We start from the raw sequence: 15,457 nt of genomic DNA on the forward strand, positions 1-15,457 counted from the left end.
ACTGTAACCGAAGGGACGGGCGCGTGAGACAGACGTCCGAACCGCGAGATGGATCACAAGACGGACGGAACCGGGGAGTGCCGCAGGTGCTGGAAGAGGTGGAGCGCTGGTTGGCCCGGCGTTCCTGGACCGCCGCCGACAGGCCGCTCGACCTGCTGCTTTCCGCGAAGCGGGCAGCCGGGACGACGGTGAGCGTCGTGCTTCCGGCGCTGGACGAGGAGCCGACCGTCGGGGCGATCGTCGAAACGATCCGGCGTGAACTGATGGACGGCCTTCCGGTTCCCCTGGTCGACGAACTGGTGGTGGTCGACTCGGACTCGAGCGACCGGACCGCCGAGGTCGCCGCCAAGGCCGGTGCGCGGGTGGTCCACCGCGACGAGATCCTGCCGCGCGTCCCGGCCCTTCCCGGCAAGGGCGAGGTGCTGTGGCGTTCGCTGCTGGCGACCAGCGGGGACGTCGTCTGTTTCGTCGACGCCGACCTGCGCGACTTCTCCTCCGTCTTCGTCTCCGGGATCGTCGGCCCGCTGCTGACCGACCCGGACGTGCAGTTCGTCAAGGCCATGTACGACCGTCCGCTCAGCCCGGAGGTGGACGGCGGGGCCGCGGGCGCCGCGCCCGGGCAGGGCGGCCGGGTGACCGAGCTGGTGGCCCGCCCCCTGCTCAACCTGCACTGGCCGCAGCTGGCGGGGTTCGTCCAGCCGCTCGGCGGCGAGTACGCGGTGCGGCGATCGCTACTGGAGCGGCTGCCGTTCCCGGTGGGGTACGGCGTGGAGCTGGGCCTGCTGGTCGACGCCCTGCACACGGTCGGCCTCGACGCGCTGGCCCAGGTCGACGTCGGCGTCCGGCTGCACCGCCACCAGAGCGGCCAGGCCCTGGGCCGGATGGCCGCCGCGATCTACCGGACGGCGCAGGTGCGGCTCTCCCGCGGCCATCTCGTGCGGCCGGTGCTGACGCAGTTCGAACGCGGCCCGGACGGGTTCGTCCCGCGCGACCACGCCGTGGACACGGAGGAGCGGCCGCCGATGCGCGACGTCGCGGAGTACGCGCGCCGGTACGTGGCCTAGCGGCCCGTCGGGCATGCCGGCCGGAGGAACGGGACGTTTGAGCGAGCGCGGGCCGGGCTAGGTTCGCCGCATGGCTTCCCAGGTACTCGTAGCAGCGAACCGCGGCCCCCTCTCGTACACCCTCGCCGCCGACGGCACCCTCGGTGCCCGGCGCGGCGGCGGCGGTCTGGTCTCAGGACTGTCCGCCGCACTCGCCGAGCAGCCGGACGCGCTGTGGATCTGCGCGGCGCTCTCCGAGGGGGACCGGGAGGCGGTGCGCCGCGGGGAGTCCGAGCCGGGCGTGCGGATGCTCGCGGTGGACCCCGCCGTCTACGAGGACGCGTACAACGGCATCGCCAACTCGGTGCTGTGGTTCCTGCACCACGGGCTGTGGAACACCCCGCGGGAGCCGGTCTTCGACGCGGAGTTCCGGCGCCGGTGGGACTCCTACCGCACGTACAACCGGACCTTCGCGGAGGCGCTGGCCGCGGAGGCCGCGGACGGCGCGGCGGTCCTGGTGCAGGACTACCACCTGGCGCTGGTCCCGGGCATGCTGCGGGAGCTCCGTCCGGACCTGCGGATCGCCCACTTCACGCACACCCCGTGGGCCTCCGCGGACGACCTGCGCAGGCTGCCGGGGGACGTCCGCGAGGAGCTGCTGTGGGGCATGCTCGGCGCGGACGAGCTGGGCTTCCACACGTGGGGCTGGGCGAGCGCGTTCGTGGCCGGGGCGCACGTCGACGGCGAGGGGGGCACCGCGCAGGGGCTCTGGCCGAGCGGTGACCCGTGGCGGGGCGTGCGGCACCGGCGGTGGGGCGGCCCCGAGCGCCGGACCCGGGTGGCGGCGTACCCGCTGGGCGTGGACGGGGAGGAGCTGCGCGCGCTGGCGCACCGGCCCGAGGTGGAGGACCGGCTGGCGGCGCTGCGAGCGGAGGTCGGGGACTGCCGGACCATCGTCCGGGTGGACCGGACGGAGCTGTCGAAGAACATCGTCCGCGGGCTGCTGGCGTACCGGGAGCTGCTGACGGCGCACCCGGAGTGGCGGGGGCGGGTCGTGCACCTGGCGTCCGCGTACCCGTCCCGGCAGGACCTGGAGGTCTACCGGGACTACACGGAGGCGGTGTCGGCGCTGGCGGAGCGGATCAACGCGGAGTTCGGCACGGAGGCGTGGACGCCGGTGCTGATCTCGGTGAAGGACGACTTCGCGCGCTCGCTGGCGGCGTACCGGATGGCGGACGTGGCCCTGATCAACCCGCTGCGGGACGGGATGAACCTGGTGGCCAAGGAGATCCCGGTGGTGTCCGAGCAGGGCTGCGCGCTGGTGCTGTCGACGGGGGCGGGGGCGTACGAGGAGCTGCGGGAGGACGCGCTGGGGGTGAACCCGTACGACGTCTCGGAGACGGCGGAGGCGCTGCACCGGGCGCTGGCCATGCCGGCGGGGGAGCGGGCGGACCGCACGAAGCGGCTGGCTGCGGCGGCCACGGCCCTCCCGCCCACCACCTGGCTGACGGCCCAGCTGACCCCCCTCCTCCAGCGCTAGCGCCCGCCCGGCGCCGGGCGGGAATGCCGCGCAGCGGCACTTCCAGGCCGAGCGGTGCTTGAGCGGGCCCAGCCGGAGCTCCGGCCGACCACGCGGGGCGCGGCCCCACACCCCGCGCCTCAAACGCCGACGAGGCTGGATCGCGCGGCAGCACTTGCCCGCCGGGCGGGAATGCCGCGCAGCGGCATCTCCAGCCCGAGCGGCGATTGAGCGGGCCCGACCGGAGCTCCGGCCGGACACATGGGGCTCCGCCCCAGAACCCCGCGCCTCAAACGCCGGCGAGGCTGGGTTTCCCCGCCCGGCGCCGGGCGGGAATGCCGCGCAGCGGCATTTCAAGCCCGAGCGGCGATTGAGCGGGCCAACCGGAGCTCCGGCCGACCACGCGGGGCGCCGCCCCACACCTTCCCCCAGACTCCGTCCGGGGGGACCCCCACGCCTCAAACGCCGGCGGGGCTGGGTTGCCGGCAAGGCTGGGGCTCCGCCCGGACACGCGGCCGGGACTGGCGGCGGCTCGGCCGCGCGGCGCGGGCCGGCTCAGGGGAGGGTGGTGGCCAGGGTGGCGAGGAACGTGGCGACTTCCGCCGGGCCCGAGAGCGTGAGGTCCGCGCGGGCCGAGAGCTCCGGGACCTCCGCCGACCCGCTGCACACCAGCAGCCCCGGCAGGCCCTCGGCCCGCCGCTTCTCGACCGCGGCGTACGCGGCCAGGTCGCCCAGGTCGTCCCCCGCGTACACCACCGCCTCCGCGTCCACCTCCGCCAGGTACTCGGTCAGGGCGACGCCCTTGTCCATGCCCGGCGGCCGGAGTTCCAGGACCGCCCGCCCGGGCTCGACGATCAGCCCGTGCTGCTGCGCCAGGTCAGCCAGCGGCTCGCGGAGGGCGGCGAAGGCCGCTCCGGGGTCCTCGGTGCGGCGGGTGTGGACGGCCAGGGCTCGGCCCTTCTCCTCGATCCAGGTGCCCCGCCACGCCCCGATGGAGTCCAGGAAGCCCGGCAGCTCCGCCCGCACCGCGGCGACACCGGGGTGTTCGGCCGGAGCGTGGACGATGCCGCTGACGGCGTCCCAGCGCTCCGCCCCGTAGTGCCCGAGCACCACGAGGTGGTCCAGGCCGGGCGCGCCGGCGAAGCCGCCGTAGCGGACGGCGACGGAGGCCGGGCGGCCGGTGATCACGGCGACGGAGGCGACCTTCGGGGCGAGCGCGGACAGGGCCGGGAGGGCCCCGGGGTGGGCGCGCGCCAGGTCCGGGTCGGGGACGATCTCGGCGAGGGTGCCGTCGAAGTCGAGGGCGACCACGGATCTGCGCGGCTCGCGCAGCAGGGCCGCAAGCCCCTCGCGTCCGGCGGCGGTGACGGGCGTCGGCAGGTCGTTGTGCGGATGGCTCCCCATACGACGCGACCCTACCGGGGCCCGCCCCGGCCCGCCCAGGTTCCGCGCACAGCCGCCGCCCCGGCGCCCGCCCCGCTACCGCCGTGCGCGGCGGGAGTCGCGGATGCGGCGGAGGCGGTTGACGGTGCCGGGTGCGTGGGCCAGCGCCCGCGGGTCGTCCATCAGGGCGTTGAGCAGCTGGTAGTAGCGGACCGGGGTCATGCCGAGCCGCTCGCGTATCGCGCGTTCCTTGGCGCCGGGCCCGGGCCAGCTGAGGCCTTCGTAGGCGAGGACGGCGGCCTCGCGCTCGGACAGCCCGACCGCGCCCGCGTCCCGCTCCTCGCCGCCGTGCTGCTCGTCGTCCCCGCGTGCCGTGCCGTCCGTCATACCGTCCAACATATGCCGGGCCGCCGACACACCCGTCCGGCCCAAGCCGGCCGGCCCACGCCGCCCGACCGACCCCGCCGCGCCTCAGTCCGCCAGGTCCGCCGTGCGGGCCGTGTCGGCCAGTTCCTTCAGCGTCCTGCCGGGCGCGTCCCCGCCGGGCCGCAGCGCTCCGCCGATCTTCTGCTTGACGTTCTCGCTGACCGTGGCCCATGACTTCTTGTTCACCGGGTACAGCCGCGATCCCGGCAGCGCCGTCAGGAAGGTCCGCAGCCGGGCGGCGTCCTCGCCGCCCGCCCCCTCCATCGCCCGGTAGCCGCTGGTGGTGGCCGGCAGCAGCCCGTAGGCGGTGGTGAACCGGGTGACGTTCTTCGTCTCGTAGAGGTGGTCGAGGAACTTCCCGGACTCGGCGCGGTGGCCGTTCTTGAAGGCCATGACCCAGTCGGCCACGCCCATGGCCGGCTGGTCCCGCCCGTCGGCGGTGGGCAGCGGCACCATGCCGTACTTCACGCCCTTCGCCTCGGCCTGCCGCATCAGCGTGGGGTGGCCGTTGAGCATGCCGACCTCGCCCGCCGCGAACGCGTCGAACGCGGCCTGCCGGTTCAGGTCGGCCGGGTCGACGGGCCCGGTCAGGCCCTGTCCGCGGAGCTTGTCGCGGAGCCATTCGAAGGTCTTGACGTTGGCCGGGGAGTCGAGGGCGTAGCGCTCCTCGCTGTCGGTGTAGCCGCCGCCACCGGCGAGCATCCACATCATGGTCTCGGCCTGCGCCTCCTCCCGCCCGAGCGGCAGCGCGACGGGCGTCCTGACGCCGGCGGCCTTGAGCTTCTTGGCGGCGGCCTCCAGGTCGTCCCAGGTCTTGGGCGCCCACTTGCCGTCCTTGCCCGTGACCCCGGCCTCGGCGAACAGCTTCTCGTTGTAGAAGAGCAGCCGGGTGCTGGCCACGAACGGCAGGCCGTACTGGTCCATGCCGACGCGGCCGGCGTCGGCGAGGGGGGCGAGGAAGTCGGCCTCGGTGCGTACGGAGAGCAGTTCGTCGGCGGTGTGGAGCCGCCCGGCGGCGGCGTGGTCGGCGTAGGCGCCGATCTGCGCGATGTCGGGGGCCTTGCCGGCCTTGACCATCTCGGCGACCTTGGCGTCCACCTCGGACCAGGAGTAGACGCTCACCTCGACCTTGATCCCCGGGTTGGTCTCCTCGAAGTCCTTCGCGAGGTCCTTCCAGTACCCGGCGGAGGAATTCTGCGGATTGTCGCCGTAGTCGGCCGCGACGACCCGCAGGGTCACCTCGTTGTCCCCGGCGAGGCCGAGGGTGCCGCAGCCGCCCAGCGCCGCGGTCAGTGTCGTGGTCAGGCACAGCGCGGCGCCTGTGGCGGCCAGCTTCCGGTAACGGCCCTGCACAGCTCTCCATCCACCCCTTGTTGTCCGTACGATGCCCATAAGGTCTACACCACTTTCACCACCCCGGCCGACCCGGCCCGGGCGGACCGCCCGGAATTTGTATGGCAGCGCAACAATCCCCTCAATGGACTAGACCTTTGCCCGTCCAGCACGCGAGACTGTCAACCGTGAAACCCGTGAAACACGTCATCGCCCTCGATGTGGGCGGCACCGGGATGAAGGCCGCCCTCGTCGCCGCGGACGGCTCCCTGCTCCACGAGGCGCGCCGTGCGACCGGCCGCGACCGGGGCCCCGAGGCCGTCGTCGAGTCGATCCTGGAGTTCGCCGCCGAGCTGCACGCCCTCGGCGCCGAACGGTTCGGCCGGCCCGCCTCGGCCGCCGGCGTCGCCGTCCCCGGCATCGTCGACGCCGACCACGGCATCGCGGTCTACGCGGCGAACCTCGGCTGGCGGGACGTACCGATGCGCGCCCTGCTCGGCGACCGCCTCGGCGGCGTCCCGGTGGCCCTCGGACACGACGTGCGCACGGGCGGCCTCGCCGAGGGCCGCATCGGCGCCGGACGCGGCGCCGACCGCTTCCTGTTCGTCCCGCTCGGCACCGGCATCGCCGGCGCGATCGGCATCGACGGCCGCATCGAGGCAGGCGCGCACGGCTACGCGGGCGAGATCGGCCACATCGTGGTCCGCCCCGGCGGCCCCGCCTGCGGCTGCGGCCAGCACGGCTGCCTGGAGACCCTCGCCTCCGCCTCCGCCGTCTCCCGGGCCTGGGCCGCCGCCTGCGGCGACCCGGACGCCGACGCCGCGGACTGCGCCAGGGCCGTCGAGGCCGGTGACGCCGCGGCCCACGAGGTGTGGCGGACCGCGGTCGGCGCGCTCGCCGACGGCCTGGTCACCGCCCTCACCCTGCTGGACCCGCGCACCCTGATCATCGGTGGCGGGCTGGCGGAGGCGGGGGAAACCTTGTTCGCACCACTACGGACGGCCGTGCGGGAACGCGTGACCTTCCAGCGTCTCCCCCACATCGTTCCGGCTGCCCTCGGGGACACCGCCGGATGCCTGGGCGCAGGGCTGCTCGCCTGGGACCTACTCGCCACGGAGGTACCTGCCTGATGTCCGGAAGCGCTCACAGCACCGTCCTCTCCGGCGCCAGGGTGGTGCTCCCCACCGGGACCGTCGCGGGCGGCCGGGTCATCGTCGAGGGCGACCGCATCGCGGGCAGCGCCCCCGAGGGCGCGGAGCTCGTCGACCTGTCCGGGCACTGGCTGGTCCCCGGCTTCGTCGACATGCACAACCACGGCGGCGGCGGGGCCTCCTTCACGTCCGGCACCCAGGAGGAGGTCCTCAGGGGCGTGGCGACGCACCGCCTGCACGGCACCACCACCCTGGTCGCCTCCACCGTCACCGGCGACCTCGACGGGCTCGCCCGCCGGGCCGGGCTCCTCGCCGAGCTGGTGCAGCAGGGCGAGCTGGCCGGCATCCACTTCGAGGGGCCCTTCATCTCCCCGTGCCGCAAGGGCGCGCACAAGGAGGACCTGCTGCGCGTCCCGGACCCGGCCGAGGTGCGCAAGCTGATCGACGCCGCACACGGCACGGCCCGCATGATGACCCTCGCCACGGAGCTGCCGGGCGGCCTGGACTCGGTGCGCCTGCTCGCCGAGCACGGGGTCATCGCCGCGATCGGGCACACCGACGCCAGTTACGAGCAGACCCGCGAGGCCATCGACGCCGGAGCCACCGTCGCCACCCACCTGTTCAACGCGATGCCGGCCCTGGCCCACCGTGAACCCGGCCCGATCGCCGCGCTGCTGGAGGACGAGCGGGTCACCGTCGAGCTGATCAACGACGGCACCCACCTGCACCCGGCCGCGCTGGAGCTGGCCTTCCACCACGCGGGCGCGGGCCGCGTCGCGCTGATCACGGACGCCATGGACGCGGCCGGTTTCGGTGACGGCACCTACCACCTCGGCCCGCTGGAGGTGGAGGTCCGAGGCGGCGTGGCCCGTCTGGTGGAAGGCGGTTCCATCGCCGGCTCCACCCTCACCCTGGACACCGCCTTCAGGCGGTCGGTGACCGTCGACCGGCTGCCGGTGGAATCGGTGGTCCAGGCGATCTCGGCGAACCCGGCGAAGCTGCTCGGCCTGTACGACCGGGTGGGGTCCCTGGAGCCGGGCAAGTACGCCGATCTTGTCGTCCTGGACGAGGAGTTCGCGCTCAAGGGCGTCATGCGGCGCGGCCGGTGGATCGTCGACCCGCTGAGCTGAACGGATAGCCGGTACGGGCGGTCGGCCCTGGGGTCTGGGCGGACCGCCTTCCGTTTGGCATGATCCCGGCACATGATCCTGACCGTCACGCTGAACACCGCCCTCGACGTCACGTACCGGGTGCCGCGTCTGGTGCCGCACACCTCGCACCGGGTCGCCGAGGTCAGTGAGCGGCCCGGCGGCAAGGGGATCAACGTGGCCCGGGTGCTGGCCGCCCTGGGCCACGAGGTGACGGCCACGGGTTTCGCCGGTACCGGGCCGGCCGGCACCCTGCTCCGGGGGCTGCTCGCGGAGGCGCCCGGCGTCCGGGACGCCCTGCTGGAGTGCGGCGGCGACACCCGCCGCACCCTGGCCGTGGTCGACGCGGCGAGCGGCGACACCACCCAGTTCAACGAGGCCGGACCGCTGATCACCCCCGGTGAGTGGTCGGCGTTCCTGCGCCGCTACGACGGCCTCCTCCGGCAGGCGGACGCGGTCGCCCTGTGCGGCAGCCTGCCGCCCGGCGTCCCGGTCAACGCGTACGCCGTGCTGGTGCGCGGGGCCCGCTCGGCGGGCGTGCCGGTGCTGCTGGACACCGGGGGCGAGGCGCTGCGCCGCGGGGTCGCCGCCCGCCCAGACATGATCAAGCCGAACGCCTCGGAGCTGGCCAGCCTCACCGGTTCCCGCGAGCCGCTCCCGGCCACCCTGGACGCCCGCCGGCGCGGCGCCCACGCGGTGGTGTCCTCCCTCGGCCCGAACGGGCTGCTCGCGGCGACCGCGGACGGCGTGTGGCGGGCGGCCCCGGACCGGCCGCTGTCGGGCAACCCGACCGGCGCGGGCGACTCCGCGGTGGCGGGCCTGCTCTCGGCGCTGGTGGAGGGCCTGGACTGGCCGGAGCGCCTGTCCCGCGCGGCCGCCCTGTCGGCGGCGACCGTACTGGCCCCGGCCGCAGGGGAGTTCGACCCCCGCGCCTACGAACGGCTGCTGGCCGCGGTCCGGGTCGTGCCGGAGTAGGAGCCGCCCGGCCCCGAATCACGGGGCCCGTCCGTGACGGGCCCCCCGCTCCTCGCGCTCAGCCGCGCGCGATCCAGAACTGGTCGATGTTGACGTTGCACTTGTTGCCGGCCTCGCACGACAGCTTGATCGTGTTGGCCCCCTCCTTGAGGGTCACCTGGCCCCAGGTGGTCTGCCAGCCCTTCTCCCAGTCGCCCTTGGGCGAGTTGGCGAAGTTGCGCATGCTCAACGGCGAGCTGTTCGGCTTCCCGTTGATGGTCAACGTGCCGTTGGCCTCTTCACCCGGAATGCCGAACCGGACGTAGAACCGGTAGGTGCCGGCCTGCGGGGCTTCGAGCGACCAGGTGACGGAGGCGCCGACCTGGTTGAAGTTGCCCACGTACTGCCCGCTCGCGGACTTGGCGCCGGGCACCGCGCTCTGCAGCGCCGCGCCGCCCGCGATCGCCATGCCCGGACCTCCCGCGTCGCCCTTGGGCAGCGTGGCCTCCGGGGAGGGGGAGGTGCTGGGCCGGGGTGCGGCGGAGCCGCTCGGCGGCGCCGACTGGGCCTGACCGTTGCCGGTGGCCTGGGTGTTGGCGTCGTTCTTGTCCTTGTCGTCGTCGCCGAAGGCCAGCGCGGCGCCGATGCCGATCGCGACCGCGCCGACCACCGCCACCGCCGCGATCAGCAGGCCACGGCGGGAGGAACCGCCGCCACCGCCGTGCGAGGGGCGGCCCATCGTCTGGGTCTGGTGGGCGTGCGGGGGCGGGGCCTGCGGCGGAACGCCGTACCCGCCGGCCTGGAGGGCCTCCGGGGCGGCGTAGTGCGGCGGCTGCTGGCCCTGCTGCGGGACGGCGCCGCGCTGGCCGCCGTACGTCCGCTCACCGACCGTGCGGACCTGGTTGTACGAGGTCCGCGGCACGCCGGGGGAACCGGGCTGACCACCGACCGTCGGGCCGGGGTAGCCGTATCCGCCACCCGGCGGGGGCGGGGTGGCTCCGGCAGCCTGGCCGTCCGCGTAGAGGTAGCCGAACGGATCCTCGTCCTCGGGCTTGTTCGCGGGCGTGGTCATCGCGGGTCACTCCTTTCGACCCACGGGAGCCTACCCCGAACACGTGCGCCCACGGGTTCCGGATCGGTTCATCCCGCTCGGCGGTGCGCCTTGGAACGGGACCGTTTCTCGATGTACATGCGCTGGTCGGCGGAGCGCAGCACCTCGTCCGCGGACATGCCGCAGCTGGCCCAGCCGATGCCGAAACTCGCGCCGACCCGGACCGCCCGGCCGTCCACCCGGATCGGCGGGACGATCGCGTTGCGCAGCCGGACGGCGAGGTCGGCGGCGTCGGCCGCGCCGAGCCCGTCGGCGAGGACGACGAACTCGTCACCACCCAGCCGGGCGACGGTGTCGCCGTCCCTGACGCCGGTGGTCAGGCGGCGGGCCACCTCGATCAGGACGGCGTCGCCGGTGTGGTGTCCGAAGCGGTCGTTGATGGACTTGAAGCCGTCGAGGTCGCAGAAGAGGACGGCCAGGCCCTTGGTGCCGTCGTCGACGTCGGTGGCGGGCGCCACCGTGTGCACGTGGTGCTCGTACGGGCCGGAGGCGGCGCCGGGCGCCCCGGGGAAGTCGAACGGGTCGGGGAAGCCGTCCGGCTGGAAGCCGTGCTCGCCGGGCTCCGCTGCGTCGCCGTGCCGGGGGACGCCCGGGCCGGCCGCCGGGGTGCGCTGCTCGAAGGCGGCGTCCAGGGCCTCCACGGCGGTGGCCCGCGCGGACTGGGGCCGGCGGCAGAGCCGCGCGCCGAGGCGCGCCCGCAGCTCGGCGCTGTTGGGCAGGCCGGTGAGCGAGTCGTGGCTGGCGCGGTGGGCGAGTTGCAGCTCGTGCCGCTTGCGTTCCTCGATGTCCTCGACGTGGGTGAGCAGGAAGCGGGGCCCGTCGGCGGCGTCGGCGACGACGGAGTTGCGCAGGGAGACCCAGACGTAGGTGCCGTCGCGGCGGCCGAGGCGGAGTTCGGCGCGGCCGCCCTCGGCGGAGGTGCGCAGCAGGGTGCCGATGTCCTCGGGGTGGACCAGGTCGGAGAAGGAGTAGCGGCGCAGCACGGAGGCGGGACGGCCGAGCAGCCGGCACAGGGCGTCGTTGGTGCGCAGCAGCCGGCCGTGCTGGTCGCCGCCCATCTCGGCGATGGCCATGCCGCTGGGCGCGTACTCGAAGGCCTGCCGGAACGACTCCTCGCTGGCCCGCAGGGCCTGTTGTTCGCGTTCCAGCCGGACCAGGGCGCGCTGCATGTTCGCGCGGAGCCGGGCGTTGCTGATCGCAATGGCGGCCTGGAAGGCGTACATCTGGAGTGCTTCGCGTCCCCAGGCGCCGGGGCGGCGGCCGTTGCGCGGTCTGTCCACCGAGATGACCCCGAGCAGTTCGCCGCCGGAGGCGTACATCGGGGCGTACAGGCGGTCCTCGGGGTGCCACTCGTCGGCGAAGCGGGGTTCGGGGCCGTCGGTGTGCCACTGGGGGACGTCGTCCTCCAGCAGGACCCAGCCCTCGGTGTGCGGGATGAAGCGGAGGCCGTCCCAGGACTCGCCCATGGCGAGGCGGCGGTCCCAGGAGGAGCGGGAGCCGACGCGGCCGGTGATGAGGGCCTCGGCGGCGGGGTCTCCGGCGAACGCGGCGACGACGAGGTCACCGTCCGGGCGCACGAGGTTGACGCAGGCGAGTTCGTAGCCGAGGCCCGTGACGATGCCGTCGACGACGGTCTGCAGGGTGTCCGCCAGGCTCCGGGCCGTGTTGAGTTCGGCCACCACCTGGTGGAGCTGCCGCAGGGTCGCAAGGCGGACGTACGGCTCCGACTCGGTCTCCATTGCTCGCTCTCCCCGAGACCTCGACAGCAACTCCAGTTTTGTCATCGGCGTTTCGTTGCGGTGTCCCGCCCACTGAATCACAGTGAGCTGTGCGGCAGGTACACAGGGTCAACAAATCTTGCCCTCTGTGACTCAAGTCACATGATATGGAAATAGCGTTCGTCGAGGCCTGGGAGCGCTCCCTGTCCTTCCCGGCGGCAAACGATACGCCGCGGGTCCTAGGACGGGGGCCCGGCACGGGCTCGGTCCGCCGCCCGATGCGGGCGCGGGAGGGCGAGACTAGCGTTCGGAGCATGCCGAACACGAGACCCTCGACCCTTCATGCTGAAGGCGTGAGCAACGAAGAGTTCCGCGCCGCGATGTCCCGGCTGGCCGCGGGCGTGGTCCTGGTGACGGCCCAGGAGCCGCCGTTCGGCGAGGACGTCGGCATGACCGCCACCGCGTTCATGTCGGTGTCCCTGGACCCGCCCCTGGTCCTGGTCAGCCTGCGCGAGGGGTCCCGGATGGACGACCTGCTGGCCGAACAGCCGCTGTGGGCGGTCTCGGTGCTCGCGGAGGACCAGCGGCAGGTGGCGGCCCGTTTCGCCATGAAGGGCCGGATCAGCGACCGGCTGCTCTTCGCCGACCTGCCGTACGCACGCGGGGAACTGAGCGGGGCTCCGCTGGTCGGCGGTGCGCTGGCCACCCTGGAGTGCCGGACCGAGTCGCGCACCCCCGCCGGGGACCACACGCTGGTGGTGGGCCGGGTGCTCGCGGCCTCCGCCCCGTCGGCGGCGACGGGCCCGCTGACGTACTACCGCGGCGGATACCGGCACCTGTCGCGCTGACGGCGGCGGGCGGCGGGTGCCGCGCGGGCGCCTCGGCGGGAGCCGCCGCCGAGCCGCGGCGGGGCCGGGCGTCCGGCGCGTCCGGCGGGCTACCAGTCGCGCCCGGAGCGGCCGCGCTTGGTCTCCGCACGGGCCTTCTTCTCCCGCAGACGGCGCTCGTTGATGCCGCGGGGGATCTTCGTCGCTCGCCGCGGCTTGGGCGGCGGCGCCGTCGCCTCGGCGAGCAGGGCGGCCATCCGGACCAGCGCCGTCTCCCGGTTGCGGAACTGCGAGCGGTGCTCGGAGGCGCGGACCGTGACCACCCCGTCCACCATGCGGGTGGCCAGCCGCTCCAGGGCCCGCTGCTTCCACACCGCGGGCAGCGCCTCGGTGTCACGCAGGTTGAACAGCAGCTCCACCCGGGAGTCGGAGGTGTTGACGTGCTGCCCGCCGGGCCCGGAGGAACGCGAGAAGCGCCAGACGAGCTCGGCCTCGGGCAGCAGGACCGAACCGCGGATGACATGGGGACCGGACATGCCCTCCATGGTGGCCCCCGCCGGCGGGGCGCGTCACCTTCATTTCGCCCGGCTGGAACCCGCCCGCCCCCTCCATGCGTTATGACAGTCAGCGATAGCGTGACCACACGGCCGCGCTGCGACCGTTCTCACGGTTCGAGGGTTCGAGGAAAGGGACATCCGATGGCGGTAAGCCTGTCCAAGGGCGGCAACGTCTCGCTCACCAAGGAGGCTCCCGGCCTCAGCGCGGTCACGGTCGGTCTCGGCTGGGACGTGCGTACGACGACCGGCACCGACTTCGACCTGGACGCCTCGGCCATCGCGGTCAACGCGACGGGCAAGGTCGTCTCCGACAGCCACTTCGTCTTCTTCAACAACAAGTCCACCCCGGACCAGACGATCGTGCACACCGGTGACAACCGGACCGGCGAGGGCGCCGGCGACGACGAGGCGATCAACGTCAACCTCGCGGGCCTGCCCGCCGACGTCGACAAGATCGTCTTCCCGGTCTCCATCTACGACGCGGACGCCCGCAGCCAGAACTTCGGCCAGGTCCGCAACGCCTACATCCGCGTCCTCAACCAGGCCGGCGGCGCCGAGATCGCCCGCTACGACCTCTCCGAGGACGCCGCCACCGAGACCGCCATGGTCTTCGGCGAGCTGTACCGCAACGGCGCCGAGTGGAAGTTCCGCGCGGTCGGCCAGGGCTACGCCTCCGGCCTGACCGGCATCGCCCAGGACTTCGGCGTCAACGTCTGACGCCGGCCGCCCGGCGCGCCGGGTCCGGAAGTCCCCTCCCGGCCGTCCGGGGAGGGGGCTCCACCCCGGTGCCCAGCCGGCGGTGCGGCCCGGTGGCCGCGGACCCGGCCCGCCGCCCGCGGGGCTGCGGGCCGTCGGCTACCGGGCCGGCTTGCCGTCGCCGTGGAGCCACTCGTCCCACACGCCGGTCAGGTCGCGGCCGGTGCTCTTCTCCGCGTAGGCGGTGAACGCGGCGGTGTCGGCGTTGCCGTGCCGGTGGTCGGACGCCCAACCGCGCAGCAGGGCGAAGAACCGCTCGTCACCCACCTCCTGCCGGATCCGGTGCAGGACCATCGCGCCGCGGTAGTAGACCGGCGCCGCCGAGATCCGCTCCGGGCCGGGCGGATCGGCCGGCGGGAAGGCCCACCAGTCGGAGTCCGCGGCCGCGTCCACGTCCGTGTCGCCCTCCTCGAAGGCCTCGAACCGCTCCTCGGCGGTCGGCCCTCCGTGGTCCTCCGACCACAGCCACTCGGCGTAGGTGGCGAAACCCTCGTTCAGCCACATGTCCTTCCAGGACCGCGGCGACACCGAGTTGCCGAACCACTGGTGCGCCATCTCGTGCAGCACCAGGTCCACGTTGGGCGCGCCCGGGTACACGGGCCGGGTCTGCGTCTCCAGGGCGTAGCCGAGCGTCCCCTGCGCCTCGACGATCGCTCCGGCCGAGTCGAACGGGTAGGGGCCGAACCTTCGCACGCCCCATTCCACGATGTCGGGGAGCCGGCCCAGCGCCTCGGCGCTCGCTTCCGCCTCGCCGGGCACCACGGCGGTGTAGAGCGGGATGCCGGAGGGTGTGCTGCCGGTGGAGACGCGGTACTTGCCGATCGCCAGGGTGGCCAGGTAGCCGGCCATCGGCTCGGTGCCGCGCCAGCGGAAGACGGTCTCGCCGTCGCGTTCCGTGCGGGATTCCAACCGCCCGTTGGAGACGGCCTCGTAACCCTTGGGGACGGTGACGGAGACCTCGTACACCGCCTTGTCGGAGGGGTGGTGGTTGCCGGGGAACCAGGCCATGGAGCCGATCGGCTCGCCGACGGCGACGGCGCCGTCGGCGGTGGGGATCCAGCCCTCCTCGGACCCGTCGGGGTCCGTCACCGTCTTGGGCTTGCCCGAGTAGCGGACGACGGTACGGAAGACCTCGCCCTTCTCCAGGTCGTCGGCCGGGCGGACGGTGAGCTCGTTGCCGGTGCGGTTGAACCGGGCGGGCTCCCCCTCGACGGTCACGTCCTCGACGGTCAGCCCGGCCAGGTCGAGGTTGAAGGAACTGAGCCCCTGTCCGGCCCGGGCGGTGATCACGGCGGTGCCGTCCAGGTGCCCGGTGTCCGGCCGGTAGTCGAGGTCCAGGGCGTAACTCCGGACGTCGTAACCGCCGTTGCCGGCCTTGGGGAAGTACGGGTCGCGCAGCCCGGACGCACCGGGCCGCCCCTGCACCGTGCCGGCCGTGCACGCCGTGGTGAGGGCGAGCAGGGCGGCCGCGGTGGGGGCGGCGAACCGGAGGAACGGGTGTTGATCCACAACCCGATCCTAGGCGTTCCGCT

14 protein-coding genes are annotated in these 15,457 nt (G+C 74.0%); 7 read left to right on the plus strand and 7 right to left on the minus strand.

All coding sequences use genetic code 11. The features are described 5' to 3' along the window. The first annotated feature begins 86 nt into the window (after positions 1-86). Both ACFY61_RS24670 and ACFY61_RS24675 read left to right on the plus strand, forming a co-directional pair. A complete protein-coding gene (locus ACFY61_RS24670; RefSeq protein ID WP_389475326.1) occupies positions 87-1,064 on the plus strand; it encodes a glucosyl-3-phosphoglycerate synthase in 978 nt (325 codons plus the stop codon). Between the two features lie 70 nt (positions 1,065-1,134). Further along, positions 1,135-2,583 carry a trehalose-6-phosphate synthase gene (locus ACFY61_RS24675; RefSeq protein WP_389475139.1) on the plus strand — a complete coding sequence of 483 codons (1,449 nt, stop codon included), beginning with the start codon at positions 1,135-1,137 and terminating at the stop codon, positions 2,581-2,583. Between the two features lie 534 nt (positions 2,584-3,117). On the opposite strand, the gene otsB is transcribed toward ACFY61_RS24675, so the two are convergent. The 3 genes from otsB to ACFY61_RS24690 form a co-directional block, all read right to left on the minus strand. Continuing rightward, complete coding sequence (gene otsB / locus ACFY61_RS24680; protein ID WP_389475141.1) at positions 3,118-3,966, minus strand: trehalose-phosphatase; 849 nt, start codon at positions 3,964-3,966, stop codon at positions 3,118-3,120. Between the two features lie 75 nt (positions 3,967-4,041). Continuing rightward, positions 4,042-4,332, minus strand: coding sequence for a DUF3263 domain-containing protein (locus tag ACFY61_RS24685; protein WP_389475143.1), 291 nt, complete (start codon positions 4,330-4,332; stop codon positions 4,042-4,044). 84 nt (positions 4,333-4,416) lie between these two features. Next, complete coding sequence (locus ACFY61_RS24690) at positions 4,417-5,724, minus strand: extracellular solute-binding protein (protein ID WP_389475145.1); 1,308 nt, start codon at positions 5,722-5,724, stop codon at positions 4,417-4,419. 176 nt (positions 5,725-5,900) lie between these two features. Here ACFY61_RS24690 and ACFY61_RS24695 point away from each other — a divergent pair, with 176 nt between their 5' ends. The 3 genes from ACFY61_RS24695 (at position 5,901) to ACFY61_RS24705 (ending at position 8,977) form a co-directional block, all read left to right on the plus strand. Further along, positions 5,901-6,833, plus strand: coding sequence for an ROK family protein (locus ACFY61_RS24695; RefSeq protein WP_389475328.1), 933 nt, complete (start codon positions 5,901-5,903; stop codon positions 6,831-6,833). Continuing rightward, the gene (gene nagA / locus ACFY61_RS24700) at positions 6,833-7,984 is read left to right on the plus strand and encodes an N-acetylglucosamine-6-phosphate deacetylase (protein ID WP_389475147.1); all 1,152 of its coding nucleotides are present in this window, start codon (positions 6,833-6,835) and stop codon (positions 7,982-7,984) included. Before ACFY61_RS24695 ends, nagA begins: the two co-directional genes overlap by 1 nt. A 72-nt stretch (positions 7,985-8,056) precedes the next feature. Next, complete coding sequence (locus tag ACFY61_RS24705; RefSeq protein WP_389475148.1) at positions 8,057-8,977, plus strand: 1-phosphofructokinase family hexose kinase; 921 nt, start codon at positions 8,057-8,059, stop codon at positions 8,975-8,977. Positions 8,978-9,035: 58 nt separating this feature from the next. Here ACFY61_RS24705 and ACFY61_RS24710 read toward each other — a convergent pair whose 3' ends face one another. Next, the gene (locus ACFY61_RS24710) at positions 9,036-10,028 is read right to left on the minus strand and encodes a CBM35 domain-containing protein (RefSeq protein WP_389475150.1); all 993 of its coding nucleotides are present in this window, start codon (positions 10,026-10,028) and stop codon (positions 9,036-9,038) included. Between the two features lie 68 nt (positions 10,029-10,096). After that, positions 10,097-11,806, minus strand: coding sequence for a diguanylate cyclase CdgB (gene cdgB / locus ACFY61_RS24715; protein ID WP_389475152.1), 1,710 nt, complete (start codon positions 11,804-11,806; stop codon positions 10,097-10,099). 293 nt (positions 11,807-12,099) lie between these two features. Between cdgB and ACFY61_RS24720 the strand changes: the two genes are divergently transcribed. Continuing rightward, a complete protein-coding gene (locus ACFY61_RS24720) occupies positions 12,100-12,633 on the plus strand; it encodes a flavin reductase family protein (RefSeq protein WP_389475154.1) in 534 nt (177 codons plus the stop codon). Between the two features lie 89 nt (positions 12,634-12,722). Here ACFY61_RS24720 and arfB read toward each other — a convergent pair whose 3' ends face one another. Then, positions 12,723-13,148 carry an alternative ribosome rescue aminoacyl-tRNA hydrolase ArfB gene (arfB, locus tag ACFY61_RS24725; protein ID WP_389475156.1) on the minus strand — a complete coding sequence of 142 codons (426 nt, stop codon included), beginning with the start codon at positions 13,146-13,148 and terminating at the stop codon, positions 12,723-12,725. A gap of 162 nt (positions 13,149-13,310) precedes the next feature. Between arfB and ACFY61_RS24730 the strand changes: the two genes are divergently transcribed. Continuing rightward, positions 13,311-13,886: a TerD family protein gene (locus ACFY61_RS24730; protein ID WP_389475158.1), complete on the plus strand. Its 576-nt coding sequence runs from the start codon at positions 13,311-13,313 to the stop codon at positions 13,884-13,886. 138 nt (positions 13,887-14,024) lie between these two features. Here ACFY61_RS24730 and ACFY61_RS24735 read toward each other — a convergent pair whose 3' ends face one another. After that, positions 14,025-15,434 (minus strand): M1 family metallopeptidase, encoded by a 1,410-nt coding sequence (locus ACFY61_RS24735; protein WP_389475160.1) that lies wholly within the window; start codon positions 15,432-15,434, stop codon positions 14,025-14,027. Positions 15,435-15,457 lie beyond the last annotated feature (23 nt).

Origin of the sequence: Streptomyces sp. NPDC012888 (assembly GCF_042900645.1) — a bacterium.
In the GTDB taxonomy this organism is placed as follows: Bacteria; Actinomycetota; Actinomycetes; order Streptomycetales; family Streptomycetaceae; genus Streptomyces.